Origin of the sequence: Marinobacter algicola DG893 (assembly GCF_000170835.1) — a bacterium.
Classification (GTDB): domain Bacteria; phylum Pseudomonadota; class Gammaproteobacteria; order Pseudomonadales; family Oleiphilaceae; genus Marinobacter; species Marinobacter algicola.
Genome location: NZ_ABCP01000028.1, coordinates 25,701 through 46,238, shown reverse-complemented (window position 1 = coordinate 46,238; position 20,538 = coordinate 25,701). Strand labels below are relative to the sequence as shown.

The following is a 20,538-nucleotide window of genomic DNA, read 5'->3' as shown; positions in this document are numbered from 1 at the left end:
CTCCAGAGCGACACTCCCAAACCCAACTAAACCCAAAATGTCCGAAAGTTTCGTAAATTCCTGCCTTTTCATCACTCTGTAACGGCTTTTAGCGAACTTTTAGTCGGTTCTTATACTAAGATCGTAACCAGAATTGGCAAAAAAATGCTATCTTAGTAGGTCTATCAAAAGTTCCCGAATCAGTCATCGCTCAAGCCAGACGTTCACAAGACGGCTGACCCTGCGGTGACCGTCCTGAACTCACCCATCAGCCTGAGGACGAAAATGACATCATCCAAAGCCAAGATCATTTACACACTGACCGATGAGGCACCCGCCCTCGCGACACGGTCACTTCTTCCCATCCTCGAAACTTACGCCAAGCCCGCAGGCATCGAGTTCGGCACCAGCGACATCTCGCTTGCTGCCCGTATTCTCGCGCTCTTCCCTGATTACCTGGAAGAAAAGCAACAAGTTCCGGACGACCTCAAAGAGCTGGGTGACTACACCAAGGACCCGGAAGCCAACATCATCAAGCTTCCCAACATCAGCGCCTCAATTCCCCAGCTGCGCGCTGCCATCAAGGAACTCAACGACCAGGGTTACAAGGTTCCCGAGTACAAGGAACACCCTGAGTCAGACGAAGAGAAAGAAATCCATGCCCGCTACTCCAAAGTTCTGGGCAGCGCTGTAAACCCGGTACTGCGTGAAGGCAACTCCGACCGTCGTGCCCCGACCGCCGTCAAAGCCTTCGCCCGCAAACACCCCCACACCATGGGCGAGTGGAGCCCGGCGTCACGTACTCATGTGGCTCACATGCGCGGTGGTGATTTCTACTCCAACGAACAGTCTCTGACACTGGACAAGGCCACCAACGCCCGCATCGTTTTCGAGAACGCCAAAGGTAAGCAGACTGTTCTCAAGAGTGAGCTGCCACTGCAGGAAGGCGAAGTGCTGGACGGCATGTTCATGAGCTGCAAGGCACTGCGCAAGTTCTTCGATGATTGCATCGAAGATTGCGAGAAGACCGGCGTGATGTTCTCCCTCCACGTCAAAGCCACGATGATGAAGATCTCCCACCCGATCGTCTTCGGTCACGCGGTGAAGATTTTCTACAAAGAACTGTTCGACAAGTACGGTGAACTGTTCGACGAGCTGGGCGTGAATCCCAACAACGGTCTTTCCAGTGTGACCGAGAAGATCAAGCAATTGCCTGAGTCCAAGCAGGAACAGATCCTCGAAGATCTGCACGCCTGCTATGAGCATCGCCCGGAAATTGCCATGGTGGATTCCGTCAAGGGCATCACCAACCTGCACGTACCTAGCGACGTCATCGTTGATGCCTCCATGCCGGCGATGATCCGTAACTCCGGTAAGATGTGGGCCCGGGACAACAAGCTCAAGGACACCAAAGCGGTGATGCCTGAGAGCACCTACGCCACCATCTACCAGGAAGTGATCAACTTCTGTAAGACCCATGGCGCGTTTGATCCCACCACCATGGGTACGGTGCCGAACGTTGGCTTGATGGCGCAGAAGGCCGAGGAATACGGCTCCCACGACAAGACCTTTGAAATCAAGGAAGATGGGGTTGTTCGTGTTATCGCCGAAGACGGCGCCGTGCTGACCGAGCACAAGGTCGAGAAAGGCGACATCTGGCGTGCCTGCCAGACCAAGGATCTGCCGATCCGTGATTGGGTCAAGCTGGCTGTAAACCGTGCCCGTGCCACCGGCATGCCGGCCCTGTTCTGGCTCGACGACGAGCGTCCGCACGACGCCGAGCTGATCAAGAAAGTGGAAATGTACCTCAAGGAACACGACACCGACGGCCTGGACATTCTCATCAAGTCGCCCGTACGTGCCATCCGCTGGACCATGGAGCGACTGATTCGTGGTCTGGATACCATCTCCGTCACTGGTAACGTCCTGCGCGACTACCTGACTGACCTGTTCCCGATCCTGGAACTGGGTACCAGCGCCAAGATGCTGTCCATCGTACCCCTGCTCAACGGTGGCGGCCTTTACGAGACCGGTGCCGGCGGTTCCGCGCCCAAGCACGTTCAGCAATTGCTGCAGGAAAACCACCTGCGCTGGGATTCATTGGGCGAGTTCCTGGCCACGGCTGTTTCCCTGGAGGAACTGGGCGAGAAGCAGAACAACGAGCGTGCGCGCCTGCTGGGCCTGACCCTGGACAAGGCCACCGAGCGACTGCTGGAGAACAACCAGTCACCGTCGCGCAACACCGGTGAGCTGGACAACCGCGGCAGCCATTTCCACCTGGCCCGTTACTGGGCGGAGGAACTGGCCAACCAGGATGACGACAAGGATCTTAAGGATTTCTTCGCCAAGCTGTCGAAGCAACTGGAAGACAACAAGGACAAGATCCTGGAAGAAATGAGTGTGATCCAGGGCCATCCGGCCGATATCGGTGGTTACTATCACCCACCGGCCGAGAAGGTCTGCAAGATCATGCAGCCCAGCGAGACCTTCAACCGCATTCTTGAAGAGGCTCGCGCTCAGGTGAAGTAAGTTTACAAAGCCTGGCAAAACCCGGACGGTGAAAACACCCTCCGGGTTTTTTAATGCCTTATCAATTGCAGTATTCGCTCGACGGCGGCGCCGTCTGTGACTATTTTCAGGGTGTAATGCCTTCGATTTGGGCCCGAGGTGTTCACACCGACAGGGAAGCAGCCGGAACCCGGGGAAAGACTTAAATGGAGAAGATTAAAGGGCGCCATACGCCACTGCGGCGATCACTATGGATTGTCGGAACCTATCTGCTGGTAGGCTGGTTGTGGATTACCTTTTCCGACTATCTGGCGCAGCGGTGGTTCCCCGACCCGGAGACGCTGAGCCGGGTGCAGACCTATAAAGGGGCGCTATTCGTCCTTGTGACGGCGCTGGTACTTTTCCTGTCGTTGCTCCGTCAATTCATCAGCGACCGAACCTTGCTTTCTCTGAACGTCCATCAGCAGGAAGAGATTCGCGAACTGAACCAGTTCCGTGAAAGCGTGATTGAGCGGGCCAATGTCTGGATCAATGTGCTGGACTCGAAAGGACGGGTCGTACTCTGGAACAAGGCCGCGGAAGATATCAGCGGCTATCCCAGGGAAGAGGTCATGGATTCGGACGACATATGGCAATGGTTGTACCCGGATGAGGAAGACCGGGCGCGAATCCGCGAAAGAGCCGACGAGATTCTCCGTGACGAGGGCGAAGTCGTGGGTTACGAAACCTGGATTACCACTCGCGACGGCCACGAGCGTCAGCTGTCGTGGAATTCACGCAGCCTTCGGAACAACGCTGGCGAGATTGCCGGGTCCATTGCCATCGGCCAGGACATCACCGATATCCGCAATGCCGAGAACACCCTTCGATGGCGTGAACGCCAGCTTTCCACGATCATGGACAACCTGCCCGGAATGGCCTACCGCTGCCGGTATGATGAGTTCTGGACCATGCTGTCCGTATCCAACGGTTGCCTCGAGTTGACTGGTTATGAGCCTGACGAGCTGGTGAATAACAGCTTGGTCAGCTACGCAGAACTCATCGACGAGGCTGGCAACGAAACCATCCTGCGAACAGTAGAGTCCGCCATTGGTAACGCCGAGCCATTTTCCATTGAGTATTCGATCACCCGTAAGGATGGCCGGAAAATATGGGTCTGGGAGCGTGGACGGGGTGTCGAGGGAGAGGGCGAACTGGTGCTCGAGGGGATTGTTCTCGACATCTCGGATCGTAAGGAGCTGGAGGAGGAGCTGTCGGAACTGGCAACCCGTGATTCGCTGACCGGAGTGCTGAACCGCCGGGAGATGACCCGTATATTGGAAGAGGAAATCGCCCGGGCCAAACGATACGACCGCGAGCTGGCCCTGTTGTGGATCGATTTTGACCATTTCAAAGCCATTAATGATGATCATGGACACGCTGCCGGTGACTCCGTGCTTAAGGCAGCAAGCGGTCTGCTGGCCGAGAGCGTGCGGAGTGTGGATAGTGTCGGCCGGTTTGGCGGCGAAGAGTTCGTGATCCTGTTACCGGAAATGGACCGTCGCGAGGCGCTGGAAACCGCAGAACGACTGCGCAGGCTGGTGTGTGATACCCCACAGCCTCTGGGGCATGGCAACACGGTCACAATGACCATCAGCATCGGCGTTTCCGTATTCCCGGACCATGGCGAGGGCGCCGATGCCTTGTGCGCGGCAGCCGACCGCGCCATGTATCAGGCCAAGGCCGATGGCCGCAATCAGGTGGTGCTGGCGCCTTTGACCGAGGAAGCCCATAATCCCTGAAGACGATCGAGCTGGATGAGCTGACGCTGCCGGGCCCGCGATCCGGCCAATGTACCGGGTGGCCTCCAGCGTCAGGATGTACAAAAAGACAGTCTCCGGAATCAAAGGTCAAGCGATGAACCGAATTGCCCGCCGTGCGCTCCACACCTCTGCTGTTCCCAATGACCTGGCGTCAGTAACCCACCGCGATGAGGCCGGCGAGAAACCGGAACTGGCCGGAGTGAGCCCCGAGGTTGTTGAGGCCATCTGGCACAGCGTCGAGCGGCTGTACCGAACCGGGGTGCATCCGGGGATACAGCTGTCGGTCAGGCACCGGGGCGAACAGATCCTTCATCGAGCCATTGGCCATGCCAGCGGTAATGGGCCCCATGACGGTGTGGATGCGCTGAAGGTGCCGATGACCACCGAGACACCTGTTTGCTATTTCTCAGCCTCCAAGGCGGTCACCGCCCTGCTCATCCACATCCTGGCAGAACAGGGGCTGGTCAACCTAATGGACCCGGTGTCGTATTACTGCCCGGAGTTCGCCGGGGGTGGCAAGCGCACCATCACCATTCACCAGGTGCTGTCCCACCGCGGTGGCATTCCGGCGATACCCCGGGAAACCCCCATTGATGTGCTCTGGAACAGGGATGAAATCTGGCGCCTGCTGTGTGAGGCGAAGCCGGTGGAGGTGGATGGTGCCAAAGTGGCGTACCACGCCATCACCGGGGGCTTCGTGTTGCAGCGGGTGCTGGAAAAAGTGACCGGTGATACCATCGAGGTGTATATCGACCGACACCTCCGCAAGCCCATGGGGATGAAGTGGTTTACCTACGGGATTGCGCCCGCAGACGTGGACAAGCTGGCCGGCAACTATGCGACCGGCCCAACGCCGCGTTTTCCGGTATCCTGGATCGTGAACCGGGCGCTGGGAGGTGATATACGCACCGTGGAGCGGGTCTCCAATGATCCCCGCTTCCAGGAGGCCGTTATCCCCGCGGGCAATTTGTGTGGCACCGCCGAGGAAATGGGGCGTTTCTTTCAGATGATGCTCAATGGCGGGGTCTGGAATGGCAAGCGTATTTGCAGCGAGATGACCGTCAGACGCTCCATCCAACAGTTTGGCTCGCTACAGATTGATCGCACCATGATGATTCCCATGCGCTTCAGTGCTGGCATGATGCTAGGAGGCAACCCTGTGGGGCTTTGGGGCCAGCAAAGCAGGCATGCCTTTGGTCACATTGGTCTGATCAACAAACTGTGCTGGGCCGATGCGGCCCGGGATATTTCCGTCAGCCTGCTCAACACCGGCATCCCCATTGTTGGCCATCACCTGCCGGCGCTGGCAAGGTTTGTCTACACTGTGTGCGACCGCTTTCCATTGATGCCGGAAAACCGCAGGCCCCTGGTGGCGGCCTGAGCCCTTAGAGGGTTGCCAGCTGTTCCTCCAGTATTCCCAGCACTGACGACAGGATATCCCGGAAGTCGGTGAGTGTCTGGGTTCGCTGGATCACATCCTCACGACTTTCATCCAGCCGCTCCAGCTTGGGGACCACCCGCCGGATTCCTTCCGTAATAACTTCATAGGGGTAATGGTGGTCCATAACGCTGAGTTTGTTGATCTCAGCCACTTCCTGACTGAAGATGCTGATGATGTCGTAAAGCATGTCCTTGTGCTGAATGGAGCTCGCTTCCCAGTACGCATCGTCAAGCAGCTCCAGCAGGGAAAGGTATTCCCTTAGTGTGTCGGCAACAGATGTCTGGTTCATAAGCGGTTTTCCTGGCCCGGATGGAATGGGGTCGTTATGGCAAATGGCTTCGCATATGTGGTGATCTGAAGGGAACTATAGCAGGGGTTTGTTCGTGTAGTTTGGGTGGCGGAGTCGTATTCGCTGCAAAAAATATGAAACTCTATTCATTTTTATTGAGTTTTGTCCGACAGTTGTGCAGAATTACGCCAAATCATACATCGTGGACAAAGCCTGCTACAGTATGTACCGAGGCTTTGGAAAAGCCCGACGAAACAGAAGGATAAAAGGACTTCCAGCCCGGCCAGAAAGAGCCACTCAGACATGGGCGGAATCATCGGTTTCGGCGTATTGATCATTGGATACTCAGTGGAAGAGGACGATCATGGATAAACACACACAGCCACAACCCGGGCCCGAGCAGCCACGTCCGGTCAAGCTTGACCATCACGACAGTGTTCGGTCCCACGTCTGCCAGCAGGTCAGTACCGAAGTGGCGCGCCTTGAGCGCCGTATTGAAACCCTCCGACTGACCAAAGCCCCCCACGCCGCCATCATGATCTCGACCTACGAGCGCATGATCGACCGCAAGAAAGGGTTCCTCAAGAACTGGGACATGCAGGATCGTGCCGTTTACTGACGCTCGCTGATAACCACGGACTCGTAGACAATCGCCTCGTCACCGTTCTGCTGGTTACCACAGTGGGCCGGGTTGGGTGTCGTTTCCCCGTTGTTGGTGCTGCTAGGCGGCTCATCGGAGGACGTGAAGACACGTACCCGGGCGTTCTCATAGTTCACCTCCACCCGGATACAATCGGGCTCTTCACCGTCAATGGTTATTCCTGAGGTCTGTGTCAGTGACAGCGTGTCGCGTTTGTTGCCGATAAACTCCTGTCGCATTTCCGCATTGCCAAATTCCCGTCCCGTCAGACTGATAACGGCATACTCTGGCTGGTTGTAACCGCTGACTGAAAAATCCGGACCATGAAAACGGCCGCTCCAGACTGCGCTGCTCACCTCAGGGGGAGAGGTGTCGTCATCGGCGGGTGTCCTCGCGACAAACTGGGCCGCCCGGAAAACTTTGTTAAGCTGCGGGTTGCTGGTCCAGTCCAGCAGGACGTACACCCAGATCTGATCCGGCTCGGGCGGTTCGCCATTGTTGCCGCCGGTCTCGGTAAAGCGGATCAGCGCATCGTTCGCTGCACTGTTATAGCGGGAACCCTCGCCTCGGGTGATGCTGTCGCGCATCAGCCGACGGCCATCATTGAAGGTGTTCACCTGGTTTGTGCTGATCACGTAGTGGAGGAAGTCCATCGGATTTCGGGCGTGGGTGTAGGTTGTCCCATCATCACTTGGTGTCAGCCCCATCAGCCGTTCGAAGCGATCGCGGAGCTGTGCAACCACGCCTTCGTCGTCCTCGCCGTCTGCGGGTTTAATACCCCGGTACACATCGTAGAAAGTGGTCTGTGGCAGTACCGGTGGCAGGCCATCCTCGTCGCTGACAGCAAAACTCTCGAAAGACAACGACACACTGGCCGCCGGATTGATGTAGTTGCTGTCTGAGGAGTCGTCCGGCCCACAGCCGGCCAGCGTCAGGGCAAACAGGGGAATGGCGGCGAAAATGCAGGAATGTCTCATTTCAAGTGACCCTGAGATGCGTCGTTGTCGGTAAAACGCTAAAGTGTTTAGCCAGGGTGCCGCTGAATTCATTCGGCACCTGCGTGACTGCTGACAATAAACCATAAAAAAGGCATCTGCCCTCGCGGAGATCACATTTTGCAGCAATGGGAATGCCACGTCCGATGGTTCCGTTACATCGCGCTTGCGGTTCTGGCTATTGTTATTCCGGCCTCCGCCGCTGCGCAGGAGCGATGCCAGGACGGCGAGATTGTTCTGAACAGCGCCACCAGCAGTGTGCGTGATCTGGGTAGTTGTATCTGGTACCTGGAGGACCCGGAGCACACCCTCGATTTCAACGACATTCTGAGTGGCGATACCGCACCCTTTACCCGTCACGAAGGCGGTGTGCTGAACTTTGGCTACACGGAATCGGCTTACTGGGCCAGGTTCGATGTCGAGGTGGGCGCCGGTGCAGCACTGACAGACTGGATACTGGAGCTGGCCCTGCCATTGGTGGATGAGGTAGTGCTCTACCTGGTCCGGGATGGCGAGCTGATAGAGCAGCGCCGTGCCGGCTACGAGGGCGACTGGTCCGGGCGTGACCTGGCCGTGCCCAACCCCACGTTCCGATTGTCACTGGAGCCGGGAAGCTCAACCCGCATCTATTTGCGCATCACCAATACCAACACTTTCCGCCTGCCGATTACCCTGTGGCACCCCGACGCTTACATCGAGAAGGTGTCGGTCGATGAAGCCGTACGGGGCATTCTGCTTGGCAGCATCCTGGCCATTCTCGCCTACAACCTGTTTGTCGCCGTGTCCGTGCGCGAACGCAGCAATATTTACTACGTGATGTATCTGGTATCGGCCACGGTGTTCATTGCCACCGAGCAGGTGCACGGTATCCAGCTACTGGAGAATCGCCCTGCGCTGTTGCACAAGGAATACCTTCATTACCAGATCATCAATACCTGGTTCTGGGGGCTGTTGATGGCCCGGTCCCTGCTGGAAACCCGGGAACGGTCGGCGGACCTGGACAAGGTGATTCAGCTTTGCCTGTACGCTATTGTGGCGACCTTTGTGCTATCCCTGTTCCTGCCCTATCACACGGCGATGGAATGGATCGTGCTGGCCTCGATCCTGCTCAGTATTATCCTGATTGTGGTCAGTTACCTGTCCTGGCGCTATTACAACCCGGCGGCGCGCTCCTACTTTTTTGCATGGACCCTGGCGCTTGTGGGTTTTGGTATCTATGGCCTGACCGTGATGGGCTACCTGCCGCTGAACATGTTCACTTCTTATGCGCCGCAGTTTGGTCTGACAGCCCAGATCATCCTCTTCTCCTTTGCCCTGGCTGATCGGATCAAACAGGTGCAGGGTGAAGCCTTGGGTTGGAGTCAGCGGGCACTGGCCAACCTGCGTCGATACCAGTCGCTGTTCGACAACGCCATAGAGGGTGTGTTCCAGATGTCGCTGGACCGGCGTTTCGTCACCGCCAATCCCGCCATGGCGAAGTTGATGGGTTACACCAGCAGCCGGGAGCTATTGGATCTTGACCCGGACGCACTGGAGACCTGCTTTGCGGATGAGCGCGTGCGCCGCTGGGTGATTGGGCAGTTGGAATCCCGGGGCACCGTCAAGGGTATCGAGGCGCGGTATTACACCCGTTCCGGTGAAGAGCGCTGGGCCACCATTTCGTTACATACCGTGTATACCCCCGATGGCGATCCCGCCCATCTTGAGGGAACCTGCATTGACGCCACCGAGCGCCATCAGCGCCAGCGTATCGAGCGGGAGCGGGAGCAGGAGCGTCTGGAAAAAGAACTGGCCCGCAATTCGGCCGAAGCAAAAAGCCAGTTCCTGGCCAACATGAGCCACGAAATCCGCACACCGCTGGCGGCGATTATTGGTTATGGCGAGACCCTGCTCGATCCGGACCTGACCGAGAGGGAGAAGCACACCAGTGCGGAAACGGTGGTGCGCAGTGGTCGCCATCTGCTGGATCTGATCAACGATATCCTGGATCACTCGAAGATCGACGCCAACAAGCTGGATGTGGATATTGTGTCGGTTAACCTGCCGGAACTGCTGGATGAAATCCGTGCTTTCTTTGCACCCAGGGCGCGGGAAAAGGGGCTGGCGTTTCATATCATCTGCGAGTATCCCCTGCCTGAGAAGATTTCGACGGACCCGACCCGCTTTCGGCAAATCATCATCAACCTGTGCGGAAATGCGCTTAAATTCACGGAAAAGGGGTCGATTTCCCTGAATGTGCGATGCGATCGGCAACGTCAGGCCCTGGTGGCCAGGGTGGTGGACACCGGCATCGGCATGAAACCTGAGCAGCTGGGCCGGCTGTTTGACCCGTTTGCCCAGGGTAGCGCCGCTATTGCCCGGCAATATGGAGGAACCGGACTCGGGCTGAGTATTTCCCGCCGGCTTGCGGAGTTGCTGGGTGGCAACATATCCGTTACCAGCACCTATGGCGAGGGCAGCGAGTTTGAGCTTTCCATTGCCACCGGTCCGATGGAGGATGCCCACTTTCTGCGCGACGCGTCCGAATTGTCGCAACGCCGGCGCAGTATTCCCATGGTGAGTGCGCCACGGCTTTCCGGCCGTATCCTGCTGGCGGAGGACAATGACGTGAATCGTCGCCTGGTGTCCCTGCTGGTGGGCCGCACGGGCGCTGAGCTGGTTCATGTTGGCAATGGCGCCGAAGCACTGGATCTGGCGCTGAGGGAGCCCTTTGATCTGATTCTGATGGACATACAGATGCCGGTAATGAACGGCCGGGATGCCACAGCGGCCATTCGCGAAGCTGGCCTGAACATCCCGGTCATCGCGTTGACGGCGAACGTAATGGCGGAGGATATTGCAGACTATCGACTCGCAGGCTGTAATGACCACCTGGCCAAACCCATCGACAAACAGCGTTTCTACGAAGTCATGGCCCGATATCTGGTGGTGCAGCCGGAGCGCGACCCCGATGGCCACCGGTGCTATAACGGCACGATACTGGTCGCGGAGGACGATGAAGACAACCGTCGTCTGGTGGAGCGGGAACTCAAGGCCCAGGGGCTGGATGTCGTCACCGTTGCCAGTGGCGATGACGCGGTCCGAACGGCGCTGTCCGAATCGGTGCAGATGGTCCTGATGGACCGCCATATGCCGGGTCTGGACGGTGTGGAGGCTACCCGTTTACTGCGACAGACGGGCTTCCGCCGGCCGGTTATCGCCTTCACCGCCGGTGACCAGTCGGAAACCGATGCGTTGTTGGCAGCCGGGTGCGACGGGGTACTGAACAAGCCCCTCGACAGTGAGCATTTGCTGAGCACGCTGGACCGTTTCCTGACAGAGTCCAATGGCCTGAACAGAGACTCGACGGAAGATGACGACATCGGCCACCTGGCCGAACGCTTCCTCGATGGGCTGGTGACCCGAAAAGCGGCCATGGAAGCCGCGGCCGAGCGTCGTGACCAGCAGCAGCTGGCATCCGAAGCTCATCAGATCAAAGGCACCGCTGGCGCCATGGGCTACCCTGAGATGACACGGCAGGCGGGAAAACTGGAGGCTTGCGTGAACGCAGAAGACCGTGATTGGAGCCACATTCGCAGCCAACTGCAAGCCCTGGGCGACATGATTGACAAGGCACTGCAGGGACGGGAGGCACGTCTATGACAACCGATACTTCGGCTACCGACAAAACAGGAATCGTGATTGATGAGTGAAAACCTCCAGCAAAGCGAACAGCACTCGCTGAGTATGATGTACGGCACCTACGCCGACATTCTGTTCGTACTCTTTCCGTTCCTGGTCATCAGCATGCAACGGTTATGGGATGGCCAGCTTTACGAAACGCTACTAAGGCCTGACCTGAGCATTGCGGCTGCGATACTGGCCGGGCTGGCCATCGGAAAATTCGTACTTGGGCTGGTCAGTAACCGTGACTTGGGCCGCTACAAGGAGCGCATTGTGTTCTTTATTGCGTTGACGCTGTTTGTCGTGCTGGGGCCGGCCATCATCCTCATGCTCAGTATCGCGGGTCATCGCGAAGTGCCCGGATTCGTGGCGTTTGTTCAGCCTATCCTGCTGATCATCGCGATTTCCCTCTACACCACGGCCGTCAGTATCAGTAACATCCTGACCCGGTCCGGCGGGGCTGACGCCAGCTCGCCCCGCACCGCTGGCTTTCGTCAGGACGAGACTGGAGAACCTGCGCCAGCCACTGCCCAGCATGAGCCGCTGGCCATTCCCCGGCGAACCGGCGGTGATTCCCTTTGAAGTGCCCTGTGGGGCCGGGTATAAAATAGGATCAGGAGGCAGGGTATGAGTGACATGAGAATATTGGTGGTGGAAGACGAGCCGGTCATGAGGGAGCGGTTGGTGGATATGCTCTACACCGCTGGTGCAAGCAGCGTGGTTGAGTGTCCGGACATTGCGGGTGCCAGGGCCGCGTTTGAGGCTGATGTCTTCCAGATCATCTTGTTGGACCTGGGACTGCCGGACGGCAATGGCCATCAGTTGATGGAGGAGTTCAAGGCCAAGCGTAAGGATCAGCACATTGTCCTGGTGACAGCTGATGATTCCATCGACAGCATCCAGAAAGCAATCAGTGCCGGGGCCAACGGTTACGTGGTCAAACCCTATTCCCAGGAAAAAATCCACGATGTGGTGAACAACTACGCCATGGTGCACGGCGGCGATGCAGCCATGATAAAGGGGCTGAACCGCCAGCACTGACGGTTCGGCCCATCGGGTTTTCCATCACGCAACCTGGCGGGCGATCCAGGAACCGTATCGAGTGGCAAGAGCACGCACATATCGGGCTTCGCCATCGTTCAGATTGCCCAGAACACCCTTGAATATCCAGCCTCGCTCATACAGCCCCAGCACCCGTTGTTCGTCATCCAGGTTGACGCGCTGGTTCAGTTTCTTGCAGATGGCATCCAGCAGCGGCAGCTTTTCCGGGCGCCGAATAGGCCCCGTGCGGCTGCTCGCCGGCTGGTTTGCTGCTTTTGTCGGATGTCTCTTCATGGTCTTCTCCTTGTCGTTTTGCGGCTGCAAAAACAAAACCCCGGCGCTCTGGGCAACCGGGGTCTCGCGGAGAAGCTTGCCCGGTCGCTCCAAAGGCTCCCGGGACTGACCGAAAGCCGTTAGATGTCGTTCACCATGGAGTGCGCACAGGTCTCACCCTTGCGGTGCGCAATCGCATCAATCATCAGATACTGGTATTTCTGAAGCATAGTCATGGGCCTTTTCCGGCATCGTTCGCCGGGCATATCGGTTTCGGTACTGTCATCAGTGTATCGCTTGCCCATGGCTTTGCAAGGGGCAGAGTGCTTCGGCAAACCCCTACAGACGCGGTTCCTCGAAGCGATCATAATTCGTCCTGTCACGTGTTTTACGTTGTGCAATCCTCCGGTGCCCACCTTTTATCTGTGGCGTACCGCATGGATCTCTCCTTTATACGCAGCCCTCCGGGCTGCGTTTTTTTTGGCTGCCCGAAAAGTGTGTTCCAGGCGGCATCGTGGAAACCTCGTAGCCACTAGTTCGTACAGACGTCCGAGCCTTCTTTGGCGATAATTTGCACACTAATTAATGCAATGTATCGTCAGAAATCAGAGGTTGAAACCCAGTAAGATGTCCGAAGAAAACGGATCTGCAAAAAACCGGTTACAGTCACACGCCATTGTCGAAGTGCTGCTTGTCCTGGCGCTCGCCGTTTACCTGCTCATTGCCCGCAGCCAGATGGTGGGTGACGATCTTTCCTTTACCGTCATCGGGGCGGCGCTGATGGTGCTGGTGACCTACTGGACATTGAACACCCTGCGTGACGGCCTCGAAGTCCTCGCCCTCAAGGTGAATAGCTCCCGGCGCTGAGTTCCCTGCCAGCGCAGAGTTCCATGATGGAAGCCTCAGACCTGCCGACTGCGACCATGAAGCGGTTCGTCATCCACAGCGAACAGTTGGATCTCTTCCCAGGTTCTGTGGAGGATAAGCGCGTCGTTTGCCGCCCGGTGCACGGGTAACCCCAGACGGTTGATCACCTGCTGGCGCGATCCTGACCAGTGCCTTACCTGATTGGCGTCCAGCAACATGGAAATGGATTCCAGTTGAAAGCTGGCGCGGGTGTTGGCGGCTCGGAACAGGCGATGGAGCCAGAAGCTGTCAAACGTCCAGGCATCGCAGAATACCTGCCCGGAGAGCAACTGGTTCAGGTGCGCTGCAACCTCCGACACCGGTGTACCCTCTGTTTTCAGGGTTTCCCGGGTGATTCCGTGAACCTGCTCGGCACTTTCTGACCAGTCCTGCCAAAGTACATGGGGTTGTATCAGCCAGCTGTGCAAGGTGCCGTCGGGCAAGCATATGCCCACCTCGATCGGATAGCTGGCGATCAGGTCGAGGCTGGAGGCCTCGAAGTCAATAAAGGCTGGGCTGGTTCTGGTTCTCATTCCGCCTGGTTTTTGTTGATGTGCCGTCATCAGAGTTTACCCGCACGCTCTTGCAGACGCGAACCCATCGTCGCATTCCACTGTTACAATGTGTCCACGGATGTTACTCCGACCCTATAACAATCCAGTGACGCCCTGCTGGCTGTCTGAAACCGGGATGACCTGATGACCGAAACTGTCGTTGTAATCTACTCTGGGGGAATGGATTCGTTCACCCTGCTCCACCTTGCCCGTGCCCGAGGGTATAGGGTTCATGCTCTGTCGTTTGACTACGGCCAGCGGCACGTTCGCGAACTGGAATGCGCCCGTCAGGTGTGCGAAGCGTTATCGGTGCCACACAAGGTGATCGATATTCGTGCGCTTAGTGAAGTCATGGCTGGATCGGCCCTGACGGACGCAGTTGACGTGCCCGAGGGGCACTACGAAGAAGACAACATGAAGGCCACAGTGGTGCCCAACCGCAACATGATTCTGTTGTCGCTGGCCACCGGCTACGCGGTTACCGCCGGCGCTGTTGCTGTGTGGTACGGCGCCCATGGCGGCGATCACGCTATCTATCCGGACTGTCGACCGGAGTTCGTGGAAAAAATGGACGCTGTCTGCCAGGTGGCCAACTATGAGCCGGTGAAAATAGAAGCTCCTTTCATGGGCTCGGACAAGGGTGCGATCCTTGCCGAGGGCCTGAAGCTGGGGCTCGATTACAGCAGAACCTGGACCTGTTACAACGGCCGGGACCGGGCCTGTGGCGTTTGTGGTTCCTGCGTGGAGCGTCTGGAGGCGTTTGCCGCCAACGGCGTCTCAGACCCTTTGCCGTATGAGGTGGAAACCTGATGTATCGGGTAAAAGAAGCGTTCTATACATTGCAGGGTGAGGGTGCCCAGGCCGGGCGGGCAGCGGTGTTTTGCCGCTTCAGCAAGTGCAATCTCTGGACCGGTCGTGAAAAGGACCGGGCCAATGCCGTATGCAGCTTCTGCGATACCGACTTCGTAGGTACCGATGGTCAGAACGGCGGCCAGTTTGAAACCGCAGACGCGCTGGCGGCGCATATTCGTCGCCTCTGGCCGGATGCGCCTGGACGACCCTATGTGGTGTGCACGGGTGGAGAACCGTTACTGCAACTGGATGATCAGTTGGTGGACGCCTTTCACCGGGCCGGCTTTGAAGTGGGCGTTGAAACCAACGGCACGCTGCCGGCACCGTCCGGTATTGACTGGTTGTGCGTGAGCCCCAAGGCGGACGCGCCGGTGGTGTTGCGCCAGTGCGACGAGCTGAAAGTGGTGTACCCTCAACCCCTGGCAATGCCGGAGCGCTTCACCGACATTCAGGCCAGCCACTATTTCCTCTCGCCAATGGCGTCGCCGACCGTCTCAGAGGGTGAGCCTGACCCTATCAAGCAAAGTAACACCCGCAAAGCCACGGATTACTGCCTGACGCACCCGCGGTGGCGGTTGACCCTGCAGATGCACAAGATCATTGGCATCGACTGAGTGTTTCAGACCATCGCACTGGCTGGTGTTCTCCTGACCGACGTCGCTGTTGGCAGCGACTCCTGGTTTCGGTACTGGCTGGGACTCTGTCCGGTCCAGCGCTTGAACGCGCGGGTAAAGTTGGCGGCGTCAGCATAGCCCAGGGCGTCGGCAATCTGGCTCAGGTTCATGGCCGTCTGTTGCAGCAACTCACCCGCTCTTTCCAGCCGTACCTGATCCACCAGATGCTGAAAACTCGCTTCCTCCGCCTGTAAACGCCGTTTCAGGGTGCGTTCCGACACAAACAGGGTTGTGGCCACCCTGGCCAGTTTCGGTGGGAACGGGTGACTGGTTTCAATCACCCGCCTGACCCGACAGGCAAAGCCGGCATCTTCCGTCAGACGCCGCAAGGCCTCCTCACACTGGGCCTTCGAGGAGGCGGCCAACTGATCGTCAGAAAAGCGGATGGGCAAGGCCAGCTGCGAATGGGGAATGACAATCGCATCTTCGCCAGCGCCATACACCACGGGGATGGGTATTTGCTGGCGAAAGCGATGAAAGTAAGCGGGTTCCGGTCCGCGTCGCTGAATCGACGAGCCGGCGACCGGTGAGCCAGTCAGTTGTGCGCCCATGGACGCGCAGCCGAACAGCATGGCGTCCATGATAAAGCCCTGCAACGGGCCCAGATCAATGCCACAGGAGATGGCGTAGATAGCCTGGCCATCGTGCTGCCGGCGCTTGACGTGCAAGTGTGGGGCACGCAGGGTCAGATAGCGTGTCATCAGGTCCAGAGCCTCCGCCAGGGTACGGCTGCTCATGACCGCAGTGCCCAGGGCTCCGTGTAGGGGCAATCGAAGCTCCCGGGCCAGCATGATGCCGAGCCCGGGCTCGCCGCTTTCGATGATAGCGCGGGTCACAAATTCGCTGGCCTGTGACTGGCTGACTCTTAAATCGGTTGATTGCAGACGCACCGGGTCCAGGCCGACACGCTTGAGCAGCGCTTTTTCATCGACGCCGATGGTGCTAAGCAACTCCGCCAGCAAGTGCAGGTAAATGGCCGGCATGCCCAGATCCTGAGTGGTAGATACTGAGGCGCGCATGGGATTTCCTCGTGTTTCCTGTTGTTGTTATGTCAGGGATGAAACTTCTTCCACGATTATGAACGGAATGTTCCTTCCACCCCATGACTTCGCTGACGGGTCAACAGGATATGCAGGCCAATTAGCGATGCTGGTCGCCCGCTGAGTGGCGTTCGATGAAGGCTGCCAGTTTACGGGCTGAGCGGCCGGGATTTTCCAGCATGGGCAGGTGGCCCACCCGTCGGAATACGTGGATATCGGCTTCGGGCGTAACCTTTCGATACCAGTCCACACAGCGCGTGGGAGTGATCACGTCCCGGTCCCCCCACTGGACCTGAAGGGGCGGTGTGCGGTGGCCAAGGTAGCGTGCTGGCGCCAATGCGTCGGCGAGCATATCGTTGAAAATGTGGCGCAAGGACACAGTTCGCTGCAGTAGGTCCGGCCCCAGGAGTCCGGTCATGGCGACGCCCATTGCCGTTGGCCTGCCACTGCCGACGCTGTTGAACATGCGGTAGACGCCGGCCCAGTCCCGGGGGATGAGGATGGCGTCGCGGTCGGATTTGAAGGGTGCGTTGAGGTCCACGTCTGTGTGTTCGGGTATGCCGGCGCTGTTCAGGACTGTCAGGGAAGCGGGTGCGGGCTTCATTTTATGGGCGAGGACGGTGGCGATGGCACCGCCCATGGAGCTCCCGACCAGGTGAAGGTTGTTGGTGGCCAGGGTATCGATCCAGGCTTCCAGCCGTGACGCCTGTGCCTCATAGCCGTAAATGGCGTCCGAACGGTACTCGCTTTCTCCAAGCCCTGGCAGATCCGGAACCAGAATGTGCCAATGCTCGGGCAGCCGTTGCAGCCAGAGCGCCCAGTTCTCTTTCATGGCGGCAAAACCGTGCATCAGTATCACCGTGGGTCGGCCTGCAGCCGGGGTCCCTTTTTCCAGATACACCATGCGGTGGCCGTCGATCACGGTTTCACGACGTTTTGCCTGTACCAGCCATCGCTGACCGGTGCGGGCGGCGGGCCATAAGTTTGGAGTGGGTATTTTCACGGTCGGTTTCCGTTTCAACTGGGTTGGAGCCAGTGTACCGCTTATCCCACGTCGGGCTTTGGCCTGCCTGCCCTGATACTGCGGCTCGCGGGCAAGGTGGAATCAGAGTGACAGGTCGGTGATGACCGGGTTGTGGTCCGATGAGCGCCAGGGCTGGCCTGTGGGCAAGGTAACGGGCCCCTTGTAGCCTAGCGCCCGGGGTTCATCGGAATTGATCGACCAGGTGTGGGCACCGACAATCTGTGGGAGTAGCCCATTCGAAACCAGGCTGTAGTCCAGGGTACCGCTACGGCCATGATATCTATAACTGGTGTGCTTACAGGAGGTATCGGTGCAGCCGTGGAAGTGATGAACGGTATTGATAAAGCCGGCCGCTTCCAGCAGTTGCAGCGGCGCTTCCCTGGCGTAGGCATTCATATCGCCGGTAATCATGGTGCCAGCCAGGCCATTCGGGTGCGGCAGGGCATGGGTCCAACGGATGATGGCACGGGTCGCCTGCTCGCGGCGATGACTGTAGCAGCCCTGGCCGTCGTCCTGATCCCGGTTCGGGCCCTTGGCGCCACGGCAGGCCTTGGATTTCAGGTGAGGAACGACAATCCTCAGGGCTCGATCGCTGTTTATCGGGCGGAATATCTGGGCCACGGGTGGCCGGCCACGGCGATCAAACGGTGTCGTTGTCAGGCGGCTGGCAGAGCCTTCAGCGACTACCCGGTCGCTGCGGTACAGCAGATCGGTGCGTATGGCATCGCTACCAGTGTTGTTGTTCGTGTCCACGTAGCGCCAGTGTGGGCCCAAAGCCCTGGCCAGTTCGGCAATGGCGCTGTCGCCCTCATAGCCGTCGTTTTCCATTTCTGTTACGGCGAGGATATCCGGGTCCGGGATTGTCAGTGAGGCAACCAGGCGTGCTTTCTGCTGTTCAAACTGGGTGGCGGATTGGGCGCCTCGTGCTGCTGGAAAACCACCGCCACGGCCATCACCGTTGAAAAAATTGCCAAGGTTGAGTGTGACTACCCTGAGCGTGGCCGACTCTGGCCGCCTGGGTGCCGGTGGGCGTGGATTGGTTGGACTGAATGTCGGTGCTGATTGCGGCTGCAGCCGCCAGGCGCCGAACCGGAAATCCAGTATGCCTGCTAATCCGCTGACCTTGTCGCCGGTGCGAATCGTGATGCCGGCGGACAATGGCGGTCCGGGCCAGGGAATCGGGCGCGGGTTGCGCACACCCAGGCCGTCATCAAGCAACAGTCGGTTGATCGTCTGTTGCCTGTGGCGTGTTTGAGCGCCCGGCCCAGGTTCCTGGATTTCCGTGGCTATCGTCTGGGGCTCTGCCGCGAGGGTCAGTTCACCGTAACGGGCCAGGTTATAGTGATCGATAACCGTAAGCTTGTCGGCGATGTTGATCCGCATGTTTTCCAGGTGTTCCGGAGATTGGCCATCCTGCCACGGCAGCGTGACGGAGACAGGCTCTGGCAGACGGCCGTCCCCGCAACGGGTGATGGCCGTAATATCAGTGAACTCGGTCAGGCCATGGAATTCTTTCACCCGCCCAGAGACATGCACCCTATCCCCGCGCTGTCCATCGGTGCGATGGGTGTAAACAAACAGTGCCTCGGAGGTTTGCGGATCGTTGTCCGTTTCGCCATCGGCTTGTTGCAGATAAAAACCTCGGAAGCCGCCTTGTTGGCGTGCATCCATGGTTATGATGCCTTCAACGGAAACGGTCTGGCCGGCGAACGGGGAATGATCTCCCGTGCCCTGAATGCGGGAAACCGGGATAACCCCGGTACCGCAATCGCCCGCTGCAAAAGCGGGCAGGCCTATGAGGAGGATGAGGGCAAGACGCCAGGACAGGAAAGAGTTGGTTGTGATCACCCGCTCAGTCTAGCAGAGCCCCGCCACGGCTTTAATAGCGCGTTCGCGAGCCGACTCGGCAATGCCCAGTTGCTCCTCGTTGGCCAGCTCCAGCTGCTGGACCATCGGGTCCGGGTGCTGGCTGTCTGAGCCCAGGCCGAGCCGGGACAGTACGTAGGGTGCAAGGGCCGCGCGAATGGTGAACTCGAGCCGGTTGCTGATCATGCCGTAATCGGTGGCAACAATATCCTGCTGTGCCTTGTTCAAACGGCTGTCAGGCATCATCACCAGCGAAATCTGACGGTTCCAGTCATCATCATGCTGGATGGTGTGACGGCTGCGTTGCCGGGTGGTTTCCGGCTTACCACGGAAACGGCTGAGGGCGAAGTCCCGGAACTCCCGGTTGGCGTCGCACCAGGCGCGGAGATGCCAGTTCTGACCAATGCACACCAGGGTGTGGGGTTCCAGAGTACGCTGGGAAACGCCAGCAGGGCTGAGGGAGGCATACTCTGCCTTCATCACCCGGCCGTGGCGGGCTGCTGCAACTGCAGCACGCATGACTTCCGGCTTAACAACCCGCTCCGGGCCGCGGACGATGGTATTGTCAGGCAGGCTGATGTTGAGCGACTCGAAGGTGTTACTGAGGCTGTCCTGGCGAGCCAGCAGATCCTGGTACTCACTGGCGTGCCCTTTGGTGACCACCGGTTTGAAACTGGACGATGGCACATAACCTTTAAGATGGCGATCGTAAACCAGATTGTCTGGTGCCAGTTCGCGCAGGTAGGTGTTGATATCCTTGGAAGCCTGCTGTCGCCCGATGCCGAAACTGTGGCAGATATGATTGGTGGTGAGCCGTCCTTCCCAGAGGGCGATGATTTCAATCAGCCGGTAGCGAAGCAACAGATCCCATCGAATGGGCCAGTCCGTTTTTTTCATAACCAGGCGCTCATGGTTAGCGTGGATTGCATGAGATGAAAGACTCTCGTGGGTTCAAATAGGCAGCGATCAAGCTACCCACATGTTAACCCTT

Annotated in this window: 18 protein-coding genes; 10 read left to right on the top strand and 8 right to left on the bottom strand. The window is 58.2% G+C overall.

The features are described from left to right. The first annotated feature begins 264 nt into the window (after positions 1–264). From MDG893_RS15125 to MDG893_RS15115, 3 genes are all read left to right on the top strand, one after another. Complete coding sequence (locus MDG893_RS15125; protein WP_007154687.1) at positions 265–2,508, top strand: NADP-dependent isocitrate dehydrogenase; 2,244 nt, start codon at positions 265–267, stop codon at positions 2,506–2,508. A 185-nt stretch (positions 2,509–2,693) separates the two neighbouring features. Beyond that, positions 2,694–4,268, top strand: a complete 1,575-nt coding sequence (locus tag MDG893_RS15120) for a sensor domain-containing diguanylate cyclase (protein WP_007154686.1) — start codon at positions 2,694–2,696, stop codon at positions 4,266–4,268. 115 nt (positions 4,269–4,383) lie between these two features. After that, the gene (locus MDG893_RS15115; RefSeq protein WP_007154685.1) at positions 4,384–5,670 is read left to right on the top strand and encodes an EstA family serine hydrolase; all 1,287 of its coding nucleotides are present in this window, start codon (positions 4,384–4,386) and stop codon (positions 5,668–5,670) included. A 4-nt stretch (positions 5,671–5,674) separates the two neighbouring features. On the opposite strand, the gene MDG893_RS15110 is transcribed toward MDG893_RS15115, so the two are convergent. Further along, positions 5,675–6,019 (bottom strand): hypothetical protein, encoded by a 345-nt coding sequence (locus MDG893_RS15110; RefSeq protein ID WP_007154684.1) that lies wholly within the window; start codon positions 6,017–6,019, stop codon positions 5,675–5,677. Positions 6,020–6,383: 364 nt separating this feature from the next. On the opposite strand from MDG893_RS15110, the gene MDG893_RS15105 reads away from it, so the two are divergent. Next, positions 6,384–6,638 (top strand): hypothetical protein, encoded by a 255-nt coding sequence (locus tag MDG893_RS15105; protein WP_007154683.1) that lies wholly within the window; start codon positions 6,384–6,386, stop codon positions 6,636–6,638. Here the strand turns inward: MDG893_RS15105 and MDG893_RS15100 are convergent. After that, a complete protein-coding gene (locus tag MDG893_RS15100) occupies positions 6,632–7,636 on the bottom strand; it encodes a hypothetical protein (protein ID WP_007154682.1) in 1,005 nt (334 codons plus the stop codon). The genes MDG893_RS15105 and MDG893_RS15100 overlap by 7 nt on opposite strands. A 138-nt stretch (positions 7,637–7,774) precedes the next feature. Between MDG893_RS15100 and MDG893_RS15095 the strand changes: the two genes are divergently transcribed. Genes MDG893_RS15095 through MDG893_RS15085 form a run of 3 tightly spaced genes read left to right on the top strand, consistent with a single transcriptional unit; the run spans position 7,775 to position 12,358 of the window. Next, positions 7,775–11,296: a response regulator gene (locus tag MDG893_RS15095; protein ID WP_007154681.1), complete on the top strand. Its 3,522-nt coding sequence runs from the start codon at positions 7,775–7,777 to the stop codon at positions 11,294–11,296. Between the two features lie 42 nt (positions 11,297–11,338). Further along, positions 11,339–11,899, top strand: a complete 561-nt coding sequence (locus MDG893_RS15090) for a hypothetical protein (protein WP_007154680.1) — start codon at positions 11,339–11,341, stop codon at positions 11,897–11,899. Positions 11,900–11,944: 45 nt separating this feature from the next. After that, positions 11,945–12,358: a response regulator gene (locus MDG893_RS15085; protein WP_007154679.1), complete on the top strand. Its 414-nt coding sequence runs from the start codon at positions 11,945–11,947 to the stop codon at positions 12,356–12,358. Between the two features lie 24 nt (positions 12,359–12,382). Here the strand turns inward: MDG893_RS15085 and MDG893_RS15080 are convergent, their stop codons facing one another. Next, a complete protein-coding gene (locus MDG893_RS15080; RefSeq protein WP_036207831.1) occupies positions 12,383–12,652 on the bottom strand; it encodes a hypothetical protein in 270 nt (89 codons plus the stop codon). A 606-nt stretch (positions 12,653–13,258) separates the two neighbouring features. On the opposite strand from MDG893_RS15080, the gene MDG893_RS15075 reads away from it, so the two are divergent. Then, positions 13,259–13,498, top strand: a complete 240-nt coding sequence (locus tag MDG893_RS15075) for a hypothetical protein (protein ID WP_040474662.1) — start codon at positions 13,259–13,261, stop codon at positions 13,496–13,498. A 35-nt stretch (positions 13,499–13,533) separates the two neighbouring features. Here the strand turns inward: MDG893_RS15075 and MDG893_RS15070 are convergent, their stop codons facing one another. After that, entirely contained in the window at positions 13,534–14,070 is a 537-nt protein-coding gene (locus MDG893_RS15070) for a 3'-5' exonuclease (protein WP_007154675.1), read from the bottom strand. 165 nt (positions 14,071–14,235) lie between these two features. On the opposite strand from MDG893_RS15070, the gene queC reads away from it, so the two are divergent. Further along, positions 14,236–14,901: a 7-cyano-7-deazaguanine synthase QueC gene (gene queC / locus MDG893_RS15065; protein WP_007154674.1), complete on the top strand. Its 666-nt coding sequence runs from the start codon at positions 14,236–14,238 to the stop codon at positions 14,899–14,901. Then, positions 14,901–15,557 carry a 7-carboxy-7-deazaguanine synthase gene (gene queE / locus MDG893_RS15060; RefSeq protein WP_007154673.1) on the top strand — a complete coding sequence of 219 codons (657 nt, stop codon included), beginning with the start codon at positions 14,901–14,903 and terminating at the stop codon, positions 15,555–15,557. The genes queC and queE overlap by 1 nt, the downstream gene beginning before the upstream one ends. A gap of 5 nt (positions 15,558–15,562) precedes the next feature. On the opposite strand, the gene MDG893_RS15055 is transcribed toward queE, so the two are convergent. The 4 genes from MDG893_RS15055 to MDG893_RS15040 all read right to left on the bottom strand — a co-directional run bounded on the left by MDG893_RS15055 (position 15,563) and on the right by MDG893_RS15040 (position 20,444). Next, on the bottom strand, positions 15,563–16,636 hold the full coding sequence (locus MDG893_RS15055) for an AraC family transcriptional regulator (RefSeq protein WP_007154672.1): 1,074 nt from the start codon (positions 16,634–16,636) through the stop codon (positions 15,563–15,565). A 121-nt stretch (positions 16,637–16,757) separates the two neighbouring features. After that, positions 16,758–17,660, bottom strand: a complete 903-nt coding sequence (locus tag MDG893_RS15050) for an alpha/beta fold hydrolase (protein ID WP_007154671.1) — start codon at positions 17,658–17,660, stop codon at positions 16,758–16,760. Between the two features lie 102 nt (positions 17,661–17,762). After that, positions 17,763–19,529, bottom strand: coding sequence for an ExeM/NucH family extracellular endonuclease (locus tag MDG893_RS15045; RefSeq protein WP_007154670.1), 1,767 nt, complete (start codon positions 19,527–19,529; stop codon positions 17,763–17,765). Positions 19,530–19,538: 9 nt separating this feature from the next. After that, on the bottom strand, positions 19,539–20,444 hold the full coding sequence (locus MDG893_RS15040) for a BrxR family helix-turn-helix transcriptional regulator (protein ID WP_007154669.1): 906 nt from the start codon (positions 20,442–20,444) through the stop codon (positions 19,539–19,541). Between the last annotated feature and the right edge of the window lie 94 nt (positions 20,445–20,538).